General features: G+C 44.0%; 15 protein-coding genes, 8 tRNA genes and 4 rRNA genes. 4 read left to right on the plus strand and 23 right to left on the minus strand.

Annotated elements, in window-relative coordinates; all coding sequences use genetic code 11:
* Nucleotides 1-435 precede the first annotated feature (435 nt).
* The 4 genes from CC97_RS06775 (at nucleotide 436) to CC97_RS06790 (ending at nucleotide 3,558) form a co-directional block, all read left to right on the plus strand.
* On the plus strand, nucleotides 436-933 hold the full coding sequence (locus tag CC97_RS06775; RefSeq protein ID WP_044974356.1) for a hypothetical protein: 498 nt from the start codon (nucleotides 436-438) through the stop codon (nucleotides 931-933).
* Nucleotides 930-1,361 carry a hypothetical protein gene (locus tag CC97_RS06780; RefSeq protein ID WP_044974357.1) on the plus strand — a complete coding sequence of 144 codons (432 nt, stop codon included), beginning with the start codon at nucleotides 930-932 and terminating at the stop codon, nucleotides 1,359-1,361. The genes CC97_RS06775 and CC97_RS06780 overlap by 4 nt, the downstream gene beginning before the upstream one ends.
* A 517-nt stretch (nucleotides 1,362-1,878) precedes the next feature.
* Nucleotides 1,879-2,097: a helix-turn-helix domain-containing protein gene (locus tag CC97_RS06785; protein WP_044974358.1), complete on the plus strand. Its 219-nt coding sequence runs from the start codon at nucleotides 1,879-1,881 to the stop codon at nucleotides 2,095-2,097.
* A gap of 150 nt (nucleotides 2,098-2,247) precedes the next feature.
* Nucleotides 2,248-3,558, plus strand: coding sequence for a site-specific integrase (locus tag CC97_RS06790; RefSeq protein ID WP_044974359.1), 1,311 nt, complete (start codon nucleotides 2,248-2,250; stop codon nucleotides 3,556-3,558).
* 47 nt (nucleotides 3,559-3,605) lie between these two features.
* Here the strand turns inward: CC97_RS06790 and CC97_RS06795 are convergent.
* From CC97_RS06795 to whiA, 23 genes are all read right to left on the minus strand, one after another.
* Nucleotides 3,606-3,688 (minus strand) — tRNA-Leu (locus CC97_RS06795).
* Nucleotides 3,689-4,164: 476 nt separating this feature from the next.
* Nucleotides 4,165-4,252, minus strand: a tRNA-Ser gene (locus CC97_RS06800).
* A gap of 10 nt (nucleotides 4,253-4,262) precedes the next feature.
* Nucleotides 4,263-4,343: transfer RNA gene (locus tag CC97_RS06805), tRNA-Leu, on the minus strand.
* Nucleotides 4,344-4,379: 36 nt separating this feature from the next.
* Nucleotides 4,380-4,452 (minus strand) — tRNA-Lys (locus CC97_RS06810).
* Between the two features lie 6 nt (nucleotides 4,453-4,458).
* Nucleotides 4,459-4,575 (minus strand): 5S ribosomal RNA (gene rrf, locus CC97_RS06815).
* 16 nt (nucleotides 4,576-4,591) lie between these two features.
* A tRNA-Leu gene (locus CC97_RS06820) sits at nucleotides 4,592-4,672 on the minus strand.
* A gap of 25 nt (nucleotides 4,673-4,697) precedes the next feature.
* Nucleotides 4,698-4,770: transfer RNA gene (locus CC97_RS06825), tRNA-Lys, on the minus strand.
* A 6-nt stretch (nucleotides 4,771-4,776) separates the two neighbouring features.
* Nucleotides 4,777-4,893: ribosomal RNA gene (rrf, locus tag CC97_RS06830) — 5S ribosomal RNA — on the minus strand.
* Between the two features lie 65 nt (nucleotides 4,894-4,958).
* A 23S ribosomal RNA gene (locus CC97_RS06835) occupies nucleotides 4,959-7,783 on the minus strand.
* Between the two features lie 195 nt (nucleotides 7,784-7,978).
* Nucleotides 7,979-8,052, minus strand: a tRNA-Ile gene (locus CC97_RS06840).
* A 9-nt stretch (nucleotides 8,053-8,061) separates the two neighbouring features.
* Nucleotides 8,062-8,134, minus strand: a tRNA-Ala gene (locus CC97_RS06845).
* 96 nt (nucleotides 8,135-8,230) lie between these two features.
* Nucleotides 8,231-9,740 (minus strand): 16S ribosomal RNA (locus tag CC97_RS06850).
* The 16S, 23S and 5S rRNA genes sit together here with 8 tRNA genes alongside, the layout of an rRNA operon.
* A 402-nt stretch (nucleotides 9,741-10,142) precedes the next feature.
* A complete protein-coding gene (locus CC97_RS18695) occupies nucleotides 10,143-11,438 on the minus strand; it encodes a TerD family protein (RefSeq protein WP_049962745.1) in 1,296 nt (431 codons plus the stop codon).
* A 16-nt stretch (nucleotides 11,439-11,454) separates the two neighbouring features.
* Complete coding sequence (locus tag CC97_RS06865) at nucleotides 11,455-12,111, minus strand: hypothetical protein (protein ID WP_044974361.1); 657 nt, start codon at nucleotides 12,109-12,111, stop codon at nucleotides 11,455-11,457.
* Nucleotides 12,112-12,435: 324 nt separating this feature from the next.
* The gene (locus CC97_RS06870; RefSeq protein WP_044974362.1) at nucleotides 12,436-13,776 is read right to left on the minus strand and encodes a penicillin-binding transpeptidase domain-containing protein; all 1,341 of its coding nucleotides are present in this window, start codon (nucleotides 13,774-13,776) and stop codon (nucleotides 12,436-12,438) included.
* Nucleotides 13,773-15,071 carry an FtsW/RodA/SpoVE family cell cycle protein gene (locus tag CC97_RS06875; protein ID WP_044974363.1) on the minus strand — a complete coding sequence of 433 codons (1,299 nt, stop codon included), beginning with the start codon at nucleotides 15,069-15,071 and terminating at the stop codon, nucleotides 13,773-13,775. Before CC97_RS06875 ends, CC97_RS06870 begins: the two co-directional genes overlap by 4 nt.
* Nucleotides 15,034-15,558 carry an FHA domain-containing protein gene (locus tag CC97_RS06880; protein ID WP_049962746.1) on the minus strand — a complete coding sequence of 175 codons (525 nt, stop codon included), beginning with the start codon at nucleotides 15,556-15,558 and terminating at the stop codon, nucleotides 15,034-15,036. The genes CC97_RS06875 and CC97_RS06880 overlap by 38 nt, the downstream gene beginning before the upstream one ends.
* A gap of 2 nt (nucleotides 15,559-15,560) precedes the next feature.
* The gene (locus tag CC97_RS06885; protein WP_044974364.1) at nucleotides 15,561-16,859 is read right to left on the minus strand and encodes a putative glycoside hydrolase; all 1,299 of its coding nucleotides are present in this window, start codon (nucleotides 16,857-16,859) and stop codon (nucleotides 15,561-15,563) included.
* A 135-nt stretch (nucleotides 16,860-16,994) separates the two neighbouring features.
* Entirely contained in the window at nucleotides 16,995-17,639 is a 645-nt protein-coding gene (gene rpe / locus CC97_RS06890) for a ribulose-phosphate 3-epimerase (RefSeq protein ID WP_044974365.1), read from the minus strand.
* A 576-nt stretch (nucleotides 17,640-18,215) separates the two neighbouring features.
* Nucleotides 18,216-19,001: an enhanced serine sensitivity protein SseB C-terminal domain-containing protein gene (locus CC97_RS06895; protein WP_044974366.1), complete on the minus strand. Its 786-nt coding sequence runs from the start codon at nucleotides 18,999-19,001 to the stop codon at nucleotides 18,216-18,218.
* Between the two features lie 166 nt (nucleotides 19,002-19,167).
* On the minus strand, nucleotides 19,168-20,130 hold the full coding sequence (gene pfkA / locus CC97_RS06900; RefSeq protein WP_081850016.1) for a 6-phosphofructokinase: 963 nt from the start codon (nucleotides 20,128-20,130) through the stop codon (nucleotides 19,168-19,170).
* Between the two features lie 266 nt (nucleotides 20,131-20,396).
* Nucleotides 20,397-23,813 (minus strand): DNA polymerase III subunit alpha, encoded by a 3,417-nt coding sequence (locus tag CC97_RS06905; protein ID WP_044974368.1) that lies wholly within the window; start codon nucleotides 23,811-23,813, stop codon nucleotides 20,397-20,399.
* A complete protein-coding gene (whiA, locus tag CC97_RS06910; RefSeq protein WP_044974369.1) occupies nucleotides 23,806-24,720 on the minus strand; it encodes a DNA-binding protein WhiA in 915 nt (304 codons plus the stop codon). The genes CC97_RS06905 and whiA overlap by 8 nt, the downstream gene beginning before the upstream one ends.
* Nucleotides 24,721-24,723 lie beyond the last annotated feature (3 nt).

Below are 24,723 nucleotides of genomic sequence, written 5' to 3' on the forward strand. Positions count from 1 at the left end.
TATGTACAATGTGATAAACAGATGAAATTTTGGTGAAGTGTCCACAAAGTCATTTACCGAAAAACTATAGTGATTAGTTAGCAAAACAGGGCTAATCAAGGTTTTCACAATTTATTATTTCAGAAAGCTGATTTTTCAACAAATCCTTGTGAAATGGTGCTTTTCTGAATTTATGCTGTCCACTTATGTGGACGCCGAAAATTTGCTTTTTCTGCCGTATTAGGTCATAATAGTATAGAACGCAACATTGTGATTATGCGGTACTGATACAGTGAGCCTTACTGCGCAGGAGGGTTACTCGATCACTGTATTATAACTGAATATATGTAACAGTCAAATGACCGGGTAATGTTTGATTGTCGGACGGTTTATTCCGAATGACAGTCGTACTATGTTCATTTGATGCCTCCGTCCGACGGAAAGGACGGGAGCAATATGAAAACAAAAAGAGATATAATTCGTATTCCATTGTTCAGTGAACTGAAAGAACCCGATAACTACGATGTTTATGTATATGGCACGGAGCAGCTTGAAGAAAAGCAGCAGGATACATTTACTAAAGCTCTGAACCGTTACCTCGACTACTACGGAATAAACGTAAGAGAGCTTTCATTACTTTCAGGATTATCAAAGTCAGGGATCTACTATTACTTCTCAGGCAAAAGACACGTTACATATGATTCGCTATGTGCGGTCTGTATAGCACTCAGACTTCACCCTATGCGACAGAAACACTTGTTCTGCAAGTCGCATCTGATGATGCCTGCTGATGATCCTTATCCCAGCCCCCGTGATATTATATTACGTTCTTTTCTCGCTGCCTGTGCATTTAAGGAAGAATATATCGTAATAGCCTGTAACGATAGTCTTATAGAAAAAGGCTGTAAACCTATCTCCGCTTTGACCTCCGCAAAGGAGGAAAGAACGGAATGAGCCGATTTTTATATGTACACTTCGATGAAGACGTTCCCCGTAACGTAGAAAAGGAATATAACAGAATGCTCCGCAGGGAGAAATACCTTGAGGAGCGTGATGCAGAGTATCTTAACCAGAGTGCTGACTTTGATGACGTACTGGAGATAAACCCTGATCCTGCAAGTATCCCCATAAGCGAGTTTGAAGCTGAGGAGATACAGAAGCATAACCGTAGACTTGATTATCTGCCTGTTGCTATGCAGATGCTCAGAGCCGACTATCCGGAGGGATATTTTCTTATCAGAGACTATTACTATAATCAGGATAAAGTCAGTATGATGTATCTCGCAAGCAAATATGGTATGACTTTTGAAGCAGTACGTTACAGAATAGACCGTGCGAAAGAACTGCTAAAAGATTATATCACATTGCACGAAAATATATGATTGGTTTTAGTGAAAATGCCGTTTTTTCTTTTTGAAAGCAATTTTTTTGCGAAAATCAACCCCAAAAACTCAAATTTTTCGGTTGATGTATAGAGGGCATTGACCTCTATGCGGTGTGAGAGGAAATAAACAACCTCTGACATACTGTTACCTCCGAGTTAAGGGACGGTGCGTTTTTTCCATTTCTGTACCGTCCCCATCTTTAAAAAGCCATCAAGTATGATTCCTTTATTTTCAAATGACAGCAGAGATGCTGTCGGGAGTGCCTGTACGTTAAAGAGACAGGCATTGCCGATATCATCTCATATTATGAAATCTCCTATCAGTTTGACAGCGATATGCTGTCGGGAGCTTCCTCACTTCTGAGATTCGTGAGGAAGCTGCCAACAGTACATCATTTTCGGGCATAAAAATAACGGATAGACGATGTACTGCCGTTCTTACGGTGGAGTATCTTGAAAATTAAATATTCATCAAGGCTATAACTACGAGATATAGGGATAAGGAGGATTGGCTTATGACGGACTATGAAGCCTATGACAAGCTCTTTAGCAAATACCCTGATATTGTGACAGTCAAAGACGTAAGCGAAATGCTTGGATTAGGCATCAGAAACACATATAAGCTGTTCTCTGACGGAAAACTCCATTCTCTTAATGTATGTAAGAGAATACTGGTTACTAAGGTAGAAGTCATAAATTACGTTCTGCAATGCGCACAACAAAGGGGCGAATAACGAGCTTTATAATGACAAGTTAGTAGAATCGCATACAAGACTTTTGAAAACACTTGAATATACTGCCAATGCGCGCTATAATGGTGTTGCCAACCAAAACTTGATGCAGACTTTCTACCAGCTTTCATAATAACAAGGAGGTTAATCGCAATGAAAGCAAGTCTGCCCTTTAAGTACATCACCGCTGTAAAAGGCGGAAAACACTATGTAGTATTTGACTACAAGGACAATGAAGGCAAAAGGAAAAGGAAATGGGTGGGAACTGATCTTCCTGAGAACTGTAAGAAGAAGGAGCTGTCAGCTAAGGTTGACGAGATCGTAGCCGATTTCTATAAGGAATACATCAGCGGAAATATCGTTAAGAGCGAAAACGCCGTTAAGATGCGAATTTCTGAGGACGGTCAGTCTCTTGAAACAGCTAAGACAGAATACACATTCACTGAGTTCTTTAAGGTGTGGCTCGAATCAATCAAGCCTACGGTCGCTGAGACTACCTTTGCAGGATACGAACACACTTCTCACCGTATAATCTCATATTTCGACAGAGTATTTCCTGATATTAAGCTCAGCGAACTGAAAGCTATGGAGCTTCAGCGCTTCTACAATGATATGTATGCAAGCGGTCTTTCGGCTAATACTATCAAGCACTATCACGCAAACATCCACAAATCGCTGAAATATGCGGTGAAGATGGACTTGATCACAGTCAATGAGTCGGAAAAGACGGAGCGTCCTAAAATGGAGAAGTTTGAAGCAATGTTCTACAACGAGCAGGAGCTTGGATTGTTGTTCAACGCTTTCAGAGGAGACCGTATGGAAATCGTGGTGCTTATCGCAGCCTATTACGGACTTCGCCGCAGCGAGATCATCGGTCTGAGGTGGGACGCTATCGACTTCGACAAGAAAACCATCACTATTCGTGAAAAAGCTTATACTGTGAGGGAGGACGGCAAGGGAATAACTAAGTTCCATAATCAACTCAAAACAAGGGCGAGTTACAGAACACTTCCGCTTATTCCTTATATAGGAGAGCTTCTGAAAGAGAAGAAGGAGAGAAACGAATATCTCTCTAAGCTCATGAAGCACGAATACTGTCATGATTATGATGATTATATCTGTACCGACAACTTCGGTAATCTGATCACACCCGTTTATGTAACCGACCACTTTGCAAGTATGATCAGGAAGCACAGGCTCAAGAAGCTCCGCTTTCATGATCTCAGACATTCATGTGCAAGTCTTCTGCTTGCCAACGGTGTTCCTATGAAAGCAATTCAGGAGTGGTTAGGTCATTCCACATTCCAGGTAACTGCTGATTTTTACAGTCATCTGGAGTTCAATTCAAAGCTGTCCTCGGCTGATGCTATCGCTCAGGCTCTTGGTGCTTGCAATCCCGATGCGGAAGAAGCAAGCAGTAAAGCAGACAATAACAAGCCGACAAGCAATGATGAGAACGCATAAAAAAAAGAACCGAGCTTATGAAAAGCCCGATTCTACGCTGATTTTAGTGGTGCCGATGGCGGGACTCGAACCCGCACACTTTCGTACTTGATTTTGAGTCAAGCGTGTCTGCCAATTCCACCACATCGGCACATATTGAATTTTATTCTTCTGAAAGGCAAGGATATTTCGGTAGATTTTCGGTAGAAGAAAAAAGAACCGAACAAGTTCTTTCTACCATAATCTCAGATTTCTTCGTGGTTAAGCCGTTAGAGCGATGTTAAAATCAGTCGGTATTCAAAAACTTCAAAAATGGCAAGAGGATTTTGAATCAAACGTCAATTTGTAAACGAACCACGAAAAATCGGTAGAAAAATGGTAGAAAAAACGGAAACACGAACAAGTCCGTTCTACCAAAGCTATCAGATAACCTCGTAGATAAGCCGTTTGAGCGATGCTGAAAAACAATCGGTACTCAAATCCTGAAAAAATGCTGATAGGATTTTGAGTCCCTCACGTCTGCCAATTCCATCACACCGGCTTATGAAACAGTGAAATGAAATATGTTCACTGTTTATTTCTATAACCTAAAAAGCACTCGATACTAAAAGTACCAAGTGCACATAACGCAAAGAGAGGGATTCGAACCCTCGAACGGGGTTAACCGTTACACGAGTTCCAGTCGTGCGCTTTAGACCAGCTCAGCCATCTTTGCACGTTATAAGTGCGAGCGACGGGACTTGAACCCGTACGTCGAAGACACACGCCCCTCAAACGTGCCTGTCTGCCAATTCCAGCACGCTCGCAGATATAGTATTAAATTTCAGTCTTAAAAAAGACAATGCACCATCGGGGGCTCGAACCCAGGACCCACTGATTAAGAGTCAGTTGCTCTACCAACTGAGCTAATGGTGCATAAAGTACCGGCGTCTATCTATCTTCCCGGGTCGTCGCCAACCGAGTATTTTCGACGTAAAAGAGCTTAACTTCTGTGTTCGGAATGGGAACAGGTGGAACCTCTTTGCTATCAACACCGATTATATTAAATTTTAAATGCGAGCGACGGGACTTGAACCCGTACGTCGAAGACACACGCCCCTCAAACGTGCCTGTCTGCCAATTCCAGCACGCTCGCATATTAAGTTAGACCTTTCGGTCAGTGCACCATCGGGGGCTCGAACCCAGGACCCACTGATTAAGAGTCAGTTGCTCTACCAACTGAGCTAATGGTGCATAATGTGCCGGCGTCTATCTATCTTCCCGGGTCGTCGCCAACCGAGTATTTTCGACGTAAAAGAGCTTAACTTCTGTGTTCGGAATGGGAACAGGTGGGACCTCTTTGCCATTAACACCGACTATCTTTAAACTGAATATTCCGATTTTCTTTCTACGATTTCTCTCTACAGACTTTCCTGATACTCTAGGAAAAGCCCTCGACCGATTAGTACTCACTCGCTTAACACCTCACGATGCTTACACGTTAAGCCTATCAACCTCTTAGTCTTTGAGGGGTCTTACTCTTTCGATGGGATATCTTATCTTAAGGCCGGCTTCACGCTTAGATGCCTTCAGCGTTTATCCGATCCGCACTTAGCTGCCCAGCTGTGCCACTGGCGTGACAACTGGTGCACCAGAGGTGCGTCCATCCCGGTCCTCTCGTACTAGGGACAGCTCCTTTCAAATATCCTTCGCCCACGACAGATAGGGACCGAACTGTCTCACGACGTTCTGAACCCAGCTCGCGTACCGCTTTAATTGGCGAACAGCCAAACCCTTGGGACCGAATTCAGCCCCAGGATGCGATGAGCCGACATCGAGGTGCCAAACCTCCCCGTCGATGTGGACTCTTGGGGGAGATCAGCCTGTTATCCCCAGGGTAGCTTTTATCCGTTGAGCGACGGCATTTCCACTCACATACCGCCGGATCACTAACTCCAACTTTCGTTCCTGCTCGACCCGTCAGTCTCGCAGTCAGGCTGGCTTTTGCGTTTACACTCTCTGGTATGGTTTCCATCCATACTGAGCCAACCTTTGAGCGCCTCCGTTACCTTTTAGGAGGCGACCGCCCCAGTCAAACTGCCCACCTAACATTGTCCCCTGACCAGATTCATGGTCACAGGTTAGAATTCCAGCACTTCAAGAGTGGTATCCCAACAGCGACTCCACACAAACTGACGTCCGTGTTTCCCAGTCTCCCACCTATCCTGTACATGAAATACCGAAATCCAATATTAAGCTACAGTGAAGCTCCATGGGGTCTTTCCGTCTAGTCGCAGGTAACCGGCATCTTCACCGGTACTACAATTTCGCCGGGTAGGTTGTTGAGACAGTGCCCAAATCGTTACACCATTCGTGCGGGTCAGAACTTACCTGACAAGGAATTTCGCTACCTTAGGACCGTTATAGTTACGGCCGCCGTTTACCGGGGCTTCAATTCAGAGCTCTCACTCCTCCTCTTAACCTTCCGGCACCGGGCAGGTGTCACCCCATATACGTCATCTTTCGATTTAGCATAGAGCTGTGTTTTTGCTAAACAGTCGCTTGGGCCTATTCTCTGCGACTCATTTCTGAGTACCCCTTCTCCCGAAGTTACGGGGTCAACTTGCCGAGTTCCTTAACAACCTTTCTCCCGTTGGCCTTAGAATTCTCTTCCTGTCTACCTGTGTCGGTTTGCGGTACGGGCTCCTTGTATATACACATGACTTTTCTCGCCTCTCTCCACAAATACTTCCCGCTATTGCAGTCCCTTACGACCGGGGCAACCAGCGCCCGGCTATTCGCTTCAAAAGTGTCCTCATGCTTAAATACTTCGGAGGCTACGGAATTTCCACCGTATGTGCATCGGCTACGCGTTTCCGCCTCACCTTAGCTCCCGGCTTACTAGGAGCGGACGAACCTTCCTCCTAAAACCTTAGACTTTCGGCCATTATGATTCTCACATAATTCTCGCTACTCATTCCGGCATTCTCACTCGTATCTCGTCCACCATCGCTTCCGCTATGACTTCACCCTCGATACGACGCTCCTCTACCACTGATACTTGCGTATCAATCCCAAGCTTCGGTACAGATTTTAGCCCCGTTGAATTTTCGGCGCAGGGTCACTCGACCAGTGAGCTATTACGCACTCTTTTAATGAGTGGCTGCTTCTAAGCCAACATCCTGGTTGTCTGGGCAACCCCACATCCTTTTCCACTTAAACCTGTTTGGGGACCTTAGCTGTGGGTCTGGGCTCTTTCCCTTTTGACCGTGAGACTTATCTCACACGGTCTGACTGCTGTGATCTTATTATCCGGCATTCTTAGTTTGATAGGGTTCAGTAATCTCTCGACCCCTAGCCCATTCAGTGCTTTACCTCCGGTAATCATTCACAACGCTAGCCCTAAAGCTATTTCGAGGAGAACCAGCTATATCCGAGTTCGATTGGAATTTCTCCGCTAGCCACACCTCATCCGCCACCTTTTCAACGGGGGTCGGTTCGGCCCTCCATGGAGCTTTACCTCCACTTCAGCCTGGACATGGCTAGGTCACTCGGTTTCGGGTCTATCTCACTCAACTCAACGCCCTGTTAAGACTCGCTCTCGCTTCGGCTCCGTACCTTAAGTACTTAACCTTGCTGAGTAAGATAACTCGCCGGACCATTCTACAATAGGTACCATATCACACCTTGACGTGCTCTATGTGCTTGTAAGCATATGGTTTCAGGTTCTTTTTCACTCCCCTCCCGGGGTTCTTTTCACCTTTCCTTCACAGTACTCTTCGCTATCGGTCATTGGGTAGTATTCAGGCTTGGAGGGTGGTCCCCCCGGCTTCCCACCGGATTTCTCGTGTCCGGCGGTACTCTGGATCCTGCTCGCTTTCTCGTCTTTTCGCTTACATGACTGTCACATTCTCTGGTGTGCCTTCCCATGCACTTCAGCTAAAACTTAAAATACTAAATGCAGTCCTCAACCCCAAAGGCATTGCTGTCTCTGGTTTGGCCTCTTTCGCTTTCGCTCGCCACTACTCACAAAATCTCGTTTGATTTCTCTTCCTCCCCCTACTTAGATGTTTCAGTTCAGGGGGTTCCCCTCATACAGCTATTGATTCACTGTATGATGCATGACTGTTAATCATGCGGATTGCTCCATTCGGAAATCTGCGCATCAATGCTTGCTTACAGCTCCGCGCAGCTTATCGCAGCTGACCACGTCCTTCATCGGCTCCCAATGCCAAGGCATTCTCCATACGCTCTTATTAGCTTTACCTTTTGTATCAGTTCGAAATTATGTCTGTAGAATTTTGTTACCTGACTATTAAAAAAACTTGTTTTTTAAATTGTCGTTCTTCTTCTCGTAGTTTTAATATCTTAATATTCAGTTTTCAAGATGCTTTGGTTTGTATTCATTAAGAATACATGTCAGAGGATAACTTTTTATCATCTGATATCTGTTCTTAATGAGTGGGCACAAATGGATTCGAACCATCGACCTCACGCTTATCAGGCGTGCGCTCTAACCACCTGAGCTATGCGCCCAATTAAGAATGGAGATAAGGAGGATCGAACTCCTGACCCCCTGCTTGCAAAGCAGGTGCTCTCCCAGCTGAGCTATACCCCCATTTTAAGGATAAGTATCCTCAAAGCTGAACAATGCCTAACCCATGAACTAACCTTAGGAATTTTGTTCTTCTTCATGAAGAACGGTTCTCCTTAGAAAGGAGGTGATCCAGCCGCACCTTCCGATACGGCTACCTTGTTACGACTTCACCCCAGTCATCAATCCCACCTTCGACAGCGTCCTCCTTGCGGTTGGACTACTGGCTTCGGGTGTTACCGACTCCCATGGTGTGACGGGCGGTGTGTACAAGGCCCGGGAACGTATTCACCGCAGCATGCTGATCTGCGATTACTAGCAATTCCGACTTCATGCAGGCGGGTTGCAGCCTGCAATCCGAACTGAGACAATTTTTTCGGGTTTTGCTTTACATCGCTGTATTGCTTCCCTCTGTTCGATTGCCATTGTAGTACGTGTGTAGCCCAGGTCATAAGGGGCATGATGATTTGACGTCATCCCCACCTTCCTCCGTTTTGTCAACGGCAGTCCCATTAGAGTGCTCTTGCGTAGCAACTAATGGTAAGGGTTGCGCTCGTTGCGGGACTTAACCCAACATCTCACGACACGAGCTGACGACAACCATGCACCACCTGTCTTTGTGTCCGAAGACATATCAATCTCTTGATACTTCACTCGATGTCAAGACCTGGTAAGGTTCTTCGCGTTGCTTCGAATTAAACCACATACTCCACTGCTTGTGCGGGCCCCCGTCAATTCCTTTGAGTTTCAGCCTTGCGGCCGTACTCCCCAGGTGGATTACTTATTGTGTTAACTGCGGCACGGAAGGGGTCAGTCCCCCCACACCTAGTAATCATCGTTTACAGCGTGGACTACCAGGGTATCTAATCCTGTTTGCTCCCCACGCTTTCGAGCCTCAGCGTCAGTTAAAGCCCAGTAAGCCGCCTTCGCCACTGATGTTCCTCCTAATATCTACGCATTTCACCGCTACACTAGGAATTCCGCTTACCTCTACTTCACTCAAGAACCACAGTTTCAAATGCAGTCTGCCAGTTGAGCCGGCATATTTCACATCTGACTTGCAGTCCCGCCTACACTCCCTTTACACCCAGTAATTCCGGATAACGCTTGCTCCCTACGTATTACCGCGGCTGCTGGCACGTAGTTAGCCGGAGCTTCCTTCTCGGGTACCGTCATTTTCGTCCCCGATGACAGAGGTTTACAATCCGAAAACCTTCTTCCCTCACGCGGCATCGCTGCATCAGGCTTGCGCCCATTGTGCAATATTCCCCACTGCTGCCTCCCGTAGGAGTCTGGGCCGTGTCTCAGTCCCAATGTGGCCGTTCAACCTCTCAGTCCGGCTACTGATCGTTGCCTTGGTGGGCCGTTACCTCACCAACCAGCTAATCAGACGCGAGCCCATCTTTCAGCGATAAATCTTTGATATCAATACGATGCCGTATCAATATGTTATGAGGTATTACCATCCGTTTCCAGAAGCTATCCCTCTCTGAAAGGCAGGTTGCTCACGTGTTACTCACCCGTCCGCCACTAAGTTTAAAAGAGCAAGCTCTCTTAAACTCCGTTCGACTTGCATGTGTTAGGCGTGCCGCCAGCGTTCATCCTGAGCCAGGATCAAACTCTTTATAAAAGTTCTATAATAACCTTTCGGTTTATTATCTTTCCTGTACTCTGTTCAGAATACTTAGCTGCAGATTTTATTATGTCTTCTGCTTGACTTCTTAAATAATTCAAGAGAATTAAATCTCAAAGAATCTTCAAGGGTATTTATAGTGCATTGTTCAATTTTCAAGATACTTATTATTCTGTCTTTCGGAGTGTTCTCTCGTCCGACAGCTTTTTAATTATACCACAGTGAAATTTATTTGTCAACACTTTTTTAATATTTTTTTCAATTTTTTTATTACTTCCTGATTTTTTCAGTTTGACTATCGTAAATACGATAAACGAAAGCGCTAATAACAGGGGGTTAAGTAATTTCGTTTTCGGGATCTTCATAAAACTATCCTCTCCGTTGTACACTAGCAAGATGCTATGAAACTATAAGTCCATAGCTTGCACATAATCTTTTAAGTCCTTCCCTGTATCCCTGTCCGATAGTATTAAGTTTCCATCCGGTGCCGTGCTTGTATATTTCCATAAAGATTATGGTTGTCTCGGCAAACAGTTCTGAAGCGGTGTACCGCATTATCTCCCTGCCGCACTGCACCACGGCTATAAACGGTTCCATGACCTTGGAAAAGTTATCGCCCGGTCCCGGCTGATAAATGGAATATACAAATGATATCTTTTTTATGTGTTCCGGAACCTTTTTAAGATCCAGTTCTATTGAACCGTCATCCATGAATGTAATTGCCCCACTCATGGTTTCACGGTTTCCGAAAAATACAAAATCGTCATCGCAGCTCGTTACCCCGCTGGCATCAAGCATGAATGCATAAGGATCGATATCGATATCCTTGAACAGACCGCGGTAACTCATGTAAACGCGAAGCGGTTCTCCGGAATAGGCATCAATGTTTATTCTTTCCCCTCTCACCAGAGAACGGACTTCGGTCTGGCGCGGCGGTGAACCTGCGTTATTAGCCGGCCTTGTCTGCGTTTCTCTGAGATCCGGTTTTTCTGCAGGAGCCGGCGGTTCCGGTCTGCGAAGTTCCTTCAGCATTTCTGCATTTCTGGAAGGTGCATCTTTAAGAAGATCTATCTCGTCCTGATCTGCTGAAAGAACAGTTTTTTCAGATACTGCCTCTGCGGTGTCTGAAGCTGTTCCCTGAAGATAGAATCGTCTGTTAAAGAATGTCTTCATGAGAAGATCGCCGTAGATAAATGTTCCCGAAGGAAGTGAGGATGTTGTTACAGTTATCCTGTTTATTCCTTTTGTAAGTGCAGAAGGATCAAGAGTCACGTCCTGCATATCTGTGACGATCTGCCCTTCTGAAGGCGAATACAGTTCGATCACATAGGAATTGGCCGTACCGGCACGAAATGCCCCGAGCTTTATCTGCTTGCTCATGTCAGGAACGGTATCTTCATCTCCTGCGCCTGCAGTCGGGCCTATTATTTCAACATTTTCCGTACTGAACGGATAGCGTGAGCACACTGAAAATCCGTCGGAAAGCGGATCTATCATTTCTATTCGAAGATCTTTTAATGTTACGTCAGGTGAGTCAATTATAAATACATTATCGTCGGAATTCCAGAGCGTTGTTCCGTTTCCTTCAACCGTACACGGACGGGACACATAGAATGGTCCTCTGAATTCACCGGCCGGAAGTTTTACAACGCCGTTTCCTGAATCGATAAGCTGCTGAATTTTGTTGTCGCTCAATTTACAGTCCTCCAGATCACAGATTAAGTCCGACAATAACAGTAAGAGGAATACCGATTATCAGCATGACTGTAATTATCGAAATATATGCTATCTGATATCTGAGCAGTGGAATTACTTTTATATGATCAAGTTTACGGTCTCTCAGAAGATTGAAACCGCTTTCCTTCCAGTCTATCAGTATTAGTGCATAAAGAATAATGCCGAGCACAACAGCTATAATGCTGCGTATCTTCGGAAGTGCAAGGAAAAGAACAAACTGAAGCAAAAAAAGAATAATTTCTGCTTTGTCACGCTGTGAAAGAACGAACTCCTTTTCACCCAGGTATTCTATCCTGTACTGCTTTAATATAAATTTCATTGCAGACTGTGCACTGCTGAAAAAAATGAAATGCAGGTCTTCGGTTTCATCCGCTTTTTTTCCGTAGAGAAGATGTGCTACCGAGCATGAACCGTCAGGCATGATGAATAAAATATCGTTTCTTGTTTTATGCTTTGCAGCTGGTATTATATCATCTTTATTGTATCTGCTTACATAAAGATGCGGATTGTCATATGTTTCTTTTTTAAACTGCTCCATTATTGCAGCTTTTTCATTTTCATCTGGTATGTACCATGTAAAAGTCTCGTCATATGAATCAAAGCATTCCTGAATGAAAGCTAATTCTTCCATTGATTCACCTCGTTTTTTCAGAGTAGCCTGCGTATAATTGTCCGGATCTGTGCAGGTCCATTTATATTGGAAAATTATAATAGTGAACGTCGGATCATTTACGGCGTTCACTATAATTATACAAAATTATGTCCTGCTCGTCAATCATTCTGTATAAAGATTCCAAAACAAAATACAGAGTTTATACATGAAAATATAAAGGAAACTCTGATTTATTCATAAATCAGAGTGGGGTTCCGGAGCAAATCCCGGCAAATATCACCTCTGGAAATCCGGTTTAATCAGTGTTTCCTTAATAATACAGAAAGAAAAACAGGATATTTTTTAAAGCGAGTCAAGAAGAACACTTACTATCGAGTCAGTTGTTATTCCCCACTGATCCTTGTTTTCAATAAGAACGCAGAACGCGATCGGTTTCTCGGTATCAGTATTGAATCCCACAAGGAATGAGTTTTCCTCGTCACCGTTTTTAACCTGTGCTGTTCCGCTTTTAAGTCCTAGAACATAGCCCGGAATAGAATCGGAATATCTGCTTCCGTTACTTATCATAATCTCACGCATATATGAGGCCGTGGAAGCTGAAAAAAACTGTTTTGAATGCCCGGGTGATTTCATATCATTTCTGTTTCCGACTACATCGGTCGTGCTGCTTATAACATAAGGAAGTACAGAAAAGCCCTTTTCTGTAGCTACGGCACTCTGCCACATCATAAGCATGCAGGGACTGATCATCGTTTCGCCCTGGCCGATGAATCCCCACTCAGTTGAAAAATCGCCCTTGTCATTGAGAACGGTTGAAGCAGTTTCTACATTTATCCCGTTGATCTCAAGAGTCATTGCTTTCGAACCGTTGACTGAATATCCGAGATCACGAAATACTTTCATGACATTGTTCATGACAAAATCACCGTCTTCAACAAGCTGAGCATAGAACGGATTACAGCTGTTCGCAAAAGCTTCATGTATGTTCTGCTCGCCGTGTCCGGAAAGAAAATGACAGATTATTTCCTTGCCTGATCTGTTGGTGAATGCACCATCACATCTGTATCTTTTTGAATCGAGTTTGTCTGCTCCCATTGTTTCGCAGGCAGCAGCAGTAGTGAGGATCTTCTGTGTTGAACCCGGTGTGAATTTATAAAACGCCTTACAGAGAAGACTTCCCTCCTCCAGACCTGTGTATCCGCCGAAAGGGTCAAGTCCCGGTCTGCTTACGCAGACAAGTACCTCACCTGTCAGATAATTATAGGCAATCGCAGTTCCGTTTTTATCACCGAAAGCATCGTACACTCTCTGATTTGCAGCATGATCCAGCGTAGTGACTATACTACTGCTTCCGTTTTCATTTCTGAGACCGGCCGAAAAGGAATAGTTACTCAGATACTGCATGTTTTCTGATACAAGCGTATTGGTCATCTGGCCGCTGTCGTTGCCGATAAAATTAGCTACATCGGTGAAATGACCGTATCCGTACGTTTCAGGATCAGCATTCTGATCAAAGAGGACATCACCGTTTCTGTCGTACACTTTTCCAAGAGACACGGAATCAGAATTACTCATATAGAAAGAAGACTGCGAATATATTCTGAATACAAGTGCACCCATTCCCGCCATGAACAAAGTCAGCATTGCTGTTATGAGTCTCATGTTTCTTCTGATGCTTCTCATGGCTTCTCACCTCTTTCCGGTTCGACTTCCACAATGTTTCTGATAAATACAGGAGACTGTGTGGCTTTGAGCATGCCTATCAGAAAACCGCTTGTAACGATAGATGTACCTCCGTTTGAAAGGAACGGAAGAGTAACGCCGGTAAACGGGATCATATTGCATGATCCGAATATGTTGAGTGACATCTGTACAACGAACACAGCTGTTACTCCGACTGCTATAGTTCCGTGATAATAGCACTTCGGTGTGTTAATAAGTGAAGTCGCGAGCATAAGAACGATTAGTATAACGAAGAGAACAGCTGCGAGAAGTCCCCATTCCTCCGATACTGATGAGAATACGATATCGGTGTCATATGCTGCGATATTGCTTAGCCGTCCGGCACCCGGTCCTTTGCCAAGCCATCCGCCTTCAGCCATTGCAATAAGGGCACGGCACTGCTGGTATCCGTTTCCGTACTGATCAGCCCAGATGTCAACGTAGAGTCTGTCCTTAACGTAGGCAGGAGCAAATCTGACTGCTGCAAATCCAAGTGCAAGAACTGCTCCGGCAAGAGCCGCTATTTTTCTTTTGGAAAACGCAGCCTTAGGATAGCAGAGTCTGTTGATAAGCGCACATCCGGTAACAGCAGCAAACGTAGGTATACTGCCGAGATCACGGCACCACCACTGAAATGCTATGATGAGAGCTGAAATGAGAACCATTCCGATATTATTCGGAGCGGTGCGTATTATCCAGTATTTTTTCTTTGTCTGCTGGCTTGAAAGTGATGAAGCACAGATCATGACAAGAAGCGGTTTCATAAATTCAGAAGGCTGAACGGAAAATCCGCCTATTCTTATCCACATGCTTCTTGAGCCGGCAAAAAGAAAGATTATAATCATAAGCACTGCTATGCCGGCATAACAGTACGGTCTGAATTTTTCCGCCTTAAAGCTGTTACGAGTAAATAAATAGCCGGCATGACATGAAATCATTCCGGCAGTAAGGGTTATAAAATGTTTAAGATTAAATTCTACACCGCCAAAACACGACTGAAATATCAGACTTATGTTTGCAATCAGTACCAGCAGGTAATCAACTGTGTAAGTGTCCTGCGTAAACGTCCCCAGGATCATGAAGTATGCTATGTCTGAAAAAATTACAAAGGCTGAAAGAATGATTACCGCAGCCACATCATCATAGGTCCCGTTCAGGTAAACGTTCAGAAGCAGAACAATGTGTGTAAGTACAACGAATAGTCTGATGAAAAAGTAACTAAGCTTTTCGTTTTCCTTTACCTTTTCTGCTGCCATTGTTTGTCTCCTTTATTCTCTTTATACGGAAAACCACTGCGCCAAGTCTGATCTCGTCATCCACATTGATCACAGCAGAATGTATCTTCTTTCCGTTAAGGTATGTGCCTGACTTTGAATTGAGATCTTCAAGAAGAAATACTCCGTCAGAATAAGTCAGTACTGCGTGATACCTTGAAACCGACAGATCAGGAAACTGGATATCTGCTGAACGGTGCCGGCCAAGAAGTATCTCGGAAGTTTCCACAGGAATTACCCTGCGGCCTTCGACAACAGCTATATATCCGAACTCTTTACGCCATTTCCTGTTACAGAGTTTCTTTTCCGATCCGCTTTTGAGCAGTATGATAAGAACACAAAGGTCAATGAAAAGCATGACGAACACACTTGCAAAACCTTTGAATGTAATTATCTGTGCGTAGAGTCCGTTAAGAAGATCTGAAACGGACTCTAGGTTTAAATTTACATTGTCAAAATTAAAATCCATGATTATCTGATCATATAGAGATCATATCCCATTGACTTGAGAGTTCCTGTAACTGAAGCGCTGTCGCCGCCTGCTGAAACGCACGGAACTACCTTCATGCTGCCTGTTTTGCCTTTTATCTTATCAAGTACGGAATGAAGTGACTCGCCGCCGAAATCATCCATGTTTACATTTACAACGAGAGACATTGTACCGAATTCTTCAGGATGGAATACTTCAGCTGAAGAGTTGATTATATCCGAAGCAGAAACCTCAAGCATAACCTTGCCGCCGTTTGCAGCTGCAGACTGGCTGAGCATATTCACAAGGTTTGTAAGTCCCTTGTATCGTTCAGGTGACTTTACGATCTCACCGATGTATCCAAGGTCCTTTTCACGGAAAGGCGGGAAATAGTTATCAGTACAGATAACACTCTTGATACCGGCTGATGTGATTTCATCAACAAGTGCGCAGAGATAATCCTGAGCAATAGGTGAGAAAGGTGAAAGCCAAGGCTTACCGCCTGCTTCAGCCTTGTTGTCAAGCCATTCACCGGTATAGCCGTCTTCGAACTGATAAGCTGCTTTTTTGTATGTTACAGGATAAATGTTATCTGCCACAGTACTTATGGAAGCTACCGGTACAAGTCCTTTCTCAGTTACAGCGTTTACGATGTCTCCGAGTGAGATATCAGATGAAACTGCTCCAGAAAGTCTTGCTGAGTTCACCTGTGAATCATAGTTGAGCTCACCGCCTGTTACCTTAAGCGGTATTGCAACAGATGTGCAGTCCTTAACCGATGAAAGCCGTGCAGAAAGCGCATCGATACTTGAAATGTCAGAAGCTGAAAGATAAACGCAGCCGCCCTTTACTACAGCCTGCGGAGCAGGTGACGGAGATGCTGACGGTGACGGTACAGGCTGAGCCTCAGCAGCATATTCAGTTGTAACCGGTACAGTTACTGCAGGAATCGAAGTAACAATAGTATCGTTTTCTGTAACGATAACAGTTGTCACTGCCTTTTGTTCAGAATCGCCCGTCTTTTCTATTTCAAGTCCGTCAAGACTGGTCTTGTATCTTGTGGTCACTGCCTCAGTAATAACCGGCAACTCCTCGTCAAGAACTGAATCGGATACCATTACCTCAGGTTCTGAATTCATTGTACGGAACACCTTGGCCATTGGTACAGCAATTACATAGTAACCGAATATACCTGCACCGAAAACTACAGCACATGTTCCGAGAATGGAACCGATCTGGCTGGAAGCTCCTCTCTTTTTCTTTCTCTGTTTATATATTTTCATACCTTTATTTTTTTTCATTTTAAAACTCTCCTTAATTACGGAAAACACTGACCATATACGGCAGTTCACGGTAACCGTCAGTACGGAACACGTTTAATGTTTATATCTGTCTGCCTGCCGGACAACAGGTGTCCTGTGTTTTCGCCCGCATTATCATTTTAAAGATCTGACTGCGTCTGCCATGGAAGCTGCATTGAACAGATAGCTTCCCGAAACAATAACATTTGCTCCGGCATCTCTGACAACGGAGATGGTCTTTGCGTTTATTCCGCCGTCGACCTGAATGTCAGTATCAAAACCATTTTCTGTAATGTATCGTCTGAGAGTACTGATCTTTTCAGCAGTTTCAGGAATGAATCCCTGTCCCCCGAAGCCGGGCTCCACTGTCATAATGAGAACCATGTCGACTCTGTCGAGAAATCTGTAAATTTCTTCAACAGGTGTCTTCGGCTTTACTGAAATACCGCATCTGATGCCTGCTGCCTTAACAGCGGCGATCACTTCGTCCGGATCGGAACTGCTTTCGACATGGAATGTGATCATGTCACTGCCGGCTTTTACAAATGCGTCTATATATTTCAAAGGATCACTGATCATAAGGTGAACATCTTTGAAAATGTCTGTATATTTGCTTAACTTCTCGAGTACAGGAAGTCCGAATGAAATATTGTCAACAAACTGACCATCCATTACATCGAAATGGAGCATGTCCACTCCGTTCTCCTTAAGTCTGTCGCATTCAGCTGCGAGATTAAGAAGATCAGCACCGAGTATAGAAGCAGAAATATAAGTTTTCAAAAAAGTTCAACCTCCAGAAAGATTCATAATATCAATACATACATATATATAATACCCTATTTTCGCCCTGCGGTCAACAATAATACGATATTTTTCTATAAAAAAATCCGGCACATGATTCAGATTTATTACGCAGATTGCACATAGTCTGAAAAAATGCAGTAAAAAACTCCGCGGGCAGGAACGAGCCTTAAGTGCGGAGCTTAAGCAGTGCTTTTAATAATACGTCCCCTTTACAGATAAACTTTCCCTGTAAAAGGGAGAAAGCCCTGTTCTATAAGAACAGAGCTTTCTAAAGGAGATATGAGAAAAAACACTATTTATAAGAAAATTTCAATAATTAATGATGTAAGGAAACTTTTATGTCTTCCTTACTATGGTTATATTATAGCATGAAAAAATAGCTTTGTCAATATAGATTATTATCTATCACTAAATTTACATGAAAAATGTATACATGCACAAAAACCAAATGGTCTGATAGTGGATTATATCTACGAACTGTACAAAACTGTTCTTTTTATATTGTCATATGGACAGTTTTGTGATCATCTGGTGTAGAAAGGTACTCTGTTTTCAACCGCTTTTTTTACCGAACTCATCTGAAAATCCTGCAATTGAAAGAGGACGGCCGTTAAGTGCCGGTTTTATTTTTTCTGCAATATTGTCGAACAGATTCTTTCTGATGCTCTTTACTTCATCTTCTGATGCATTTTCAGGAAATTCGTTGTCTACAATAAGAAGATAGCTTACATCGTTTCCTCTTCTCATAAGCTGAAGGTAAGCCTGTTCAACAGTGCCGTCTTCATTGAAGAAGTCCCTGAGAGCATCCTCGAGTTCTTCAGGATGTTCCTTGAGATCAGCTATGAAAACCTGTGAATTGTTTCTTTCATCGATGGCACTCTTTAATCCTTCAAGCAGTTCCCGTGAAAGAAGTATATTTGAACCGTAAGGATCTATGGCAAGTCCTCTCGGGCCTTCAGCGTCTGAAGCCACAATGTTTATATACTGGTCGAAATTACAGATAACAGTCTGGAAATGATCTTCCTTACGCCATTTTCTCACTTCTTCCATACTTGTGAATGCAGGAAGGAATCTTTCCTTTTTATCATTCTGAAGCATCATGAACTGTATACGTGTTTCACCCTTCTGGGATGAATCCTCAGCTACTCTGAATTCTCCGTCTTCACCCTTTACCTCAACGACTGCAGGAGTGATAAATGTTGCTCTTCTGAGTTCACTGATAAACTTTGCTTCAGTTTCCTTGGTTTTCTTGTCCTTCATTTCATACATTGCATAGACAAGTGCAGGGTTTTCTATTTCATCAAGTCTTATCTTTTTGTTTTCTGTATTTTCGCTCATTGTTTTTCACCTCATATAATCTTGTTGCTTTCAGGTTTGATTCCTGTATAAATCATTATTTTATTCTACCACTTTTCCCATGCAGATGTCAAGTAAAAAAAGGCTTTCCGAAAAAACCGGAAAGCCCCGTGTATTCAGGAAAACAGTGTTTCCTTAGAATTCTTTATCAGATAGCAATTTCTCTTGCTACTTCGTGTGTGTGTGTTTCGTATGGCTTCTGCATTGAAAGTGCTTCCTGAATGTCGAAGTCAACGATCTTGTTATTCTGCATACCTACAACTCTGTTGCCGATTCCCTGTGTGAGAAGATCAACAGCATAGTTACCCATAAGGCTTGCGATAACTCTGTCTCTTAATGTTGGTGAACCGCCGCGCTGTACGTGACCGAGAATTGTTGCTCTTGCTTCGATGCCTGTCTTTTCCTGAAGTGTCTGAGCGATCTCCTGTGAATGACCAACACCTTCAGCAACAACGATGATGAAGTGCTGCTTGCCTGTCTTTCTTGTTTCGAGCATCTTCTTTGCTACTTCGTCAAGGTCATAAGGCATTTCCTTTGTGATGATCTCTGTAGCGCCGCAGGCAATACCTGTGTTTACTGCGATGTAACCAGCGTTTCTGCCCATTACTTCAACGACACTGCAGCGGTCATGTGACTGAGCTGTATCTCTGATCTTGTCAACCATTTCGAGTGCTGTGTTCATTGCTGTATCGTAACCGATAGTATATTCTGTGCAGGCAATATCATTATCGATAGTACCAGGGAGACCGATGCAAAGGATTCCCTTTGCTGATAAGTCTGCAGCACCTCTGAACGAACCGTCGCCGCCGATAACTACAATACCTTCAAGACCGATTTCCTTGCACTTGGCAACTGCCTTGTCAACACCTTCAGCTGTTCTGAATTCAGGACATCTTGCTGTGTAAAGGCATGTGCCGCCCTTCTGAAGTATATCTGAAACTGAGCGTTCATTCATTTCAATGATGTCGCCGTTGATAAGACCATTGTATCCTCTTCTGATACCGTAAACCTTAATTCCTCTGCTGATAGCAGTTCTTGCAACTGCACGTACTGCAGCATTCATTCCAGGGGCATCTCCGCCGCTTGTTAAAACACCAATAGTTTTGATCATATCCAAATACTCCATTCTGCCGATCGGCTTATTATATATTACAGTTAAACCCAAAACAGCAATGACTTTAACCATATTATATTTATTTTTTTAATTTTAACAAACACATTATACGTGTTTATATATCTGTAAACTGCATTTTATATGCGCAGTTTCTGTAAACAGCAGGCCGGTTTATATGTTCCTTAAAAAAAACCCGCCTCTATATATTTTACTACATTTATGAAGTTTGTCAAGTCCTAAAATGCAAAACGCTTACAGAACGGTCATATAAGAGCTGTTTTATCCGGTGGAAAAATCCTGACAAGTTCCCTGTAATATTCGCGTGTAAGGTCAGCACTGAGTTCTCCGTGAGGCGCAATTATCTTTCTTAAGTCGGAAAGATAGAAACATATCTTAACATTTCCCGCTTCTGACGACGGCAGTTCTGAAATTGTATCCTTAAGTTCCTTCGACGTGGTACTTATGCATAGTTTTCTCCGCAGAGCTGCATTTCTGAATTCATCAGCAGTAAATACTGCGGAAACAATAATGCTTTTTCCCTTTTCCTTTTCCGAGATCTTTCCGGTTATACGGACCGTACTGTCCTTTTTTAGCTTGCCGCCGTAGTTTTTCCATACATCCGGGAAGACGACGCATTCTATCTTTCCTGTCATATCCTCAACGGTAACAAAACTCATTCTGTCGCCTTTTCTGGTCGTATGGCTTTTCTCGGATACTACTGTTCCGAAAACTGAAACTTCACTCTGATCGCTGTATTTTTTAAACGGATCTTCGGTAATTTCAGCTGTATCAGGAATACGCGAAAGCTTTACAAGATAATCGTATTCCTCAAGAGGATGTCCGGACATGAAAATCCCCGTGACCTCCTTCTCCATGGCCAGGAGTTCATTATAGGGATATTCCGGAGCGTCCGGCACAAAGACATCATTATCTGTTCCGGATCCTCCGAAAAGATCAAGCTGACCTTCAATAACAGAACTGTTTACCGCGATGATCGTATCAAGGTTTTCGAGCATCTGTCTGCGGTTGAGTCCAAGGTCGTCAAATGCACCGGCATAAATCAGGCTTTCCGTCATCTTGCGGCTGATACCGTATTTTTTAGTCCTGACTGCAAAATCACGAAGCGAACGGTAAAGACCGTTGTTTTCGCGTTCAGAAATAATATCACTGACCGCTGCCCTGCCGATATTCTTCACAGCCGAAAGACCGAAGCGAATACCTTCGGGAACTGCGGTAAAATCAACGCCGCTCCCGTTTACGGATGGTTTGATTATGTTTACACCTGAAGCACGGCATTCGTTCATGTACTCCATGAATTTCCCGCCGGCACCGTTAAGGCAGGCAGACATTACGGAGGCCATGTATTCCTTAAAGTAATGACATTTCAGATAAGCTGTCTGGTAGGCAAGATATGCGTATGCAGCTGCATGTGATTTGTTGAATGCGTATGAGGCAAATGCAGACATACGTTCAAATATTGCTTCTGCTGTTTTTTCAGGAATACCGGATGCTACAGCTCCGCGGCACGGTGTTCCGTCACTGCCGTCACTTCCATGGATAAATCTTCTTCTTTCATTTTCCATTACATCGTGCTTTTTCTTTGCCATTGCACGGCGGACCTTGTCAGCTCCGCCGTAGGTATATCCGGCAAGTCTGCGGAAGATCTCCATTACCTGCTCCTGATATACGATACAGCCGTAGGTCACCGAAAGAATATCTTCCAGTTCAGGACAGTCGTATCTGATTTCTTCAGGATGATTCTTGTTATGAAGATATACCGGGATAGACTCCATCGGTCCCGGTCTGTACAGTGCAATGGCAGCAGTAAGGTCTTCTATGCTTGACGGCTTAAGCTTCATTATCAGGGCACGCATACCGCGGCTTTCAAACTGAAACACTGCCGACGTGCTGCCTTCGGACATCATCCTGAAAACCTCTGCATCATCAGTCGGAATACGGTTCATGTCCGGTCTGCTGCCGCCGATCCTTCTAAGGCAGTTTTCGATTATTGTCAGGTTGCGCAGGCCGAGAAAATCTATTTTAAGAATACCAAGGCTTTCGAGTACCGACATCGGATACTGTGTTGTGACAACGTCATGGCTTATGCGAAGCGGAACGGAATCACTGACAGGGCCGTTTGCGAGAACGACTCCTGCTGCGTGAACTGATGTATTGCGCGGCATTCCTTCAAGTTTTTTCGCCATGTCAAGCAGACGACGTACCTCCTGATCGGTACTGTAAAGCCTTTTAAGCTTTTCTTCCTTTTCCAGAGCCTTTGCAATAGTCATGTTGAGTTCCGGAGAGATGAGCTTTGCAGTGGCGTCACATACTCCGTAGGATATTCCCATTGCTCTGCCGGCATCACGGACCGCACTTCTTGCAAGAAGCGTGTCGAACGTTATTATCTGTGCCACACGGTCCCTGCCGTACTTTGAAGCCACATAATCGATGACTTCGCCCCTTCTGTCAACGCAGAAGTCAATGTCGAAGTCCGGCATGCTTACTCGTTCAGGATTAAGAAAACGTTCAAAGATCAGGTTGTAGCGTATAGGATCAACTGCAGTAATACCTATGCAGTATGCACACAGGCTTCCGGCACCTGATCCTCTGCCCGGACCGACAGGTATTCCGTTTCTTCGGGCATAGTCGATAAAATCCCATACGATCAGATAATAATCGACATACCCCATTCCGGAAATAACGCTTATCTCGTACTCCATTCGTTCGGTTATTTCCTTTGAAGGATTTTCACCGTATTTTTCATGAAGGCCTTTTTCGCAGAGTTCCTTAAAGAAGACAGTTCTGTCTCTGCCGTCATCCATAGGATACTCCGGAAGACTCGCCAGACCGAATTCTATTTCTACATTGCATCTGTCTGCTATTTCGGACGTTACACTCACAGCCTCCGGCATATTTTTAAAGAGTTTCATCATTTCATCTTCGCTTTTCATGTAAAACTCATCTGTCGGAAATTCCATGGAAGGATCATCAACTGTGCTGCCGGTCTGGATGCACAGCATGACTTTCTGCATTTGGGCATCTTCCTTTGAAATATAATGAACGTCATTGGTAGCCGCGAGCGGTATTCCTGTTTCTGATGACAGCCTTGCAAGTAGAGGAGTTATCTTTTTCTGCTCAGGTATTCCGTGGTCCTGAACTTCCAGAAAATAATTATCCTTACCGAAAATGTCTCTGTACTTAAGTGCAGTCTTCTTTGCCGCTTCATAGTTTCCGTCTGTAAGTTCCGAAGCGACTTCTCCTGCCAGACACGCAGACAGGCAGATAAGACCTTCATGATATTTTTCAAGAAGGTCTGTATCCACCCTGGGTTTGTTGTAAAAACCAGTGATAAAGCTTTCGGAAACAAGCTTTATCAGGTTGTGGTAACCTGTATTGTTTTCGCAGAGAAGTACAAGATGATAGGGCTTTGAGTCGATGTTATGCACCTTGTCAAACCTTGTTCTCGGAGCCACATACACTTCACAGCCGATCACCGGTTTGATCCCGGCTTTTTTCGCTTCTGTGTAAAAATCAACTGTACCGTACATTACTCCGTGATCTGTAACGGCAACAGCCTTCTGACCGAGTTCTGCAGCACGCTTTACCAGTTCACTGATCCGGCACGCTCCGTCAAGAAGGCTGTACATACTGTGAAGATGAAGATGAACGAAATTACTCATTGTTCTCTTTCCTTATCTGGTCGGCTATCTGTTTTATGCGCTTCAGCCGATGGTTCACTCCTGATCTTCCGATAGGAGGATCGAGGATCTCGCCGAGATCGTTGAGACTGAATTCAGGATTTTCAAGTCTTGCCTCTGCGATCTCGCGAAGAGTGTCCGGCAGATTTTCAAGTCCCATCCTGCTTTCGATGAGCCTGATATCCTGAAGCTGACTGACTGAAGCAGCACTTGTTTTATTAAGATTGGCCATGTCACAGTTGCGGACACGGTTCACCCTGTTTCGCATATCCTTGAGGATCTTGATATTCATTATTTCGAGAGTGGAGTTCTGCGCACCCATAAAAGTGAGTATCTCCTCAATGTTCTCGCTTTCCTTGATGTACAGGATGTAATTGTTCTTGCGTGTAACCGTTTTTGCTTTCAGATCGAAGGAGTTAAGCAGAATATTCAGGTCTTCGCAAAGATTTCCGGTACCTATCACAAACTCAAGATGATATCCGTTTTCAGGATTATTGACACTTCCGCAGCTTAAAAATACTCCGGCAAGAAAATTTGCCATGCTGTTGTTATCGATATTCTTCAGATCGATTTCGCGGGCCTCCGGATCGATCCTGAACCTGTCAGTTATGACCTTTACGTTTTCACGTCCTGTAACAGTAAAAGAATACAAGGATGTGCCGTTTTTCCGTTCGGTCACATCCTCATTAATTTTAACTGTGTTTTTAAATATCTCAGCAAAGAGCGCCGAAAAGGTCTCTGCAACAAGCTGATTCTCTGACTGAAAACATATTTCGTCGCGTGTGATCCTGTTGCAGAAAAGGATCAGGCCGTAGAGGCAGGCGAATTTTTTATCCTTGTCTGTAACTGCAGAAATGATCTCTGCTTTTACTTCATTTGAAAATGACAAAGC

The sequence above is a fragment of the Ruminococcus sp. HUN007 genome (genome assembly GCF_000712055.1).
Classification (GTDB): Bacteria; Bacillota; Clostridia; order Oscillospirales; family Ruminococcaceae; genus HUN007.

Bases quoted from the DNA above. Each gene is read 5' to 3' on its own strand.
- CC97_RS06775 (WP_044974356.1), top strand. From the start codon at position 436: ATGAAAACAAAAAGAGATATAATTCGTATTCCATTGTTCAGTGAACTG.
- CC97_RS06780 (WP_044974357.1), top strand. From the start codon at position 930: ATGAGCCGATTTTTATATGTACACTTCGATGAAGACGTTCCCCGTAAC.
- CC97_RS06785 (WP_044974358.1), top strand. From the start codon at position 1,879: ATGACGGACTATGAAGCCTATGACAAGCTCTTTAGCAAATACCCTGAT.
- CC97_RS06790 (WP_044974359.1), top strand. From the start codon at position 2,248: ATGAAAGCAAGTCTGCCCTTTAAGTACATCACCGCTGTAAAAGGCGGA.
- CC97_RS06865 (WP_044974361.1), bottom strand. From the start codon at position 12,111: ATGGAAGAATTAGCTTTCATTCAGGAATGCTTTGATTCATATGACGAG.
- CC97_RS06870 (WP_044974362.1), bottom strand. From the start codon at position 13,776: ATGAGAAGCATCAGAAGAAACATGAGACTCATAACAGCAATGCTGACT.
- CC97_RS06875 (WP_044974363.1), bottom strand. From the start codon at position 15,071: ATGGCAGCAGAAAAGGTAAAGGAAAACGAAAAGCTTAGTTACTTTTTC.
- CC97_RS06880 (WP_049962746.1), bottom strand. From the start codon at position 15,558: ATGGATTTTAATTTTGACAATGTAAATTTAAACCTAGAGTCCGTTTCA.
- CC97_RS06885 (WP_044974364.1), bottom strand. From the start codon at position 16,859: ATGAAAAAAAATAAAGGTATGAAAATATATAAACAGAGAAAGAAAAAG.
- CC97_RS06895 (WP_044974366.1), bottom strand. From the start codon at position 19,001: ATGAGCGAAAATACAGAAAACAAAAAGATAAGACTTGATGAAATAGAA.
- pfkA (WP_081850016.1), bottom strand. From the start codon at position 20,130: ATGATCAAAACTATTGGTGTTTTAACAAGCGGCGGAGATGCCCCTGGA.
- CC97_RS06905 (WP_044974368.1), bottom strand. From the start codon at position 23,813: ATGAGTAATTTCGTTCATCTTCATCTTCACAGTATGTACAGCCTTCTT.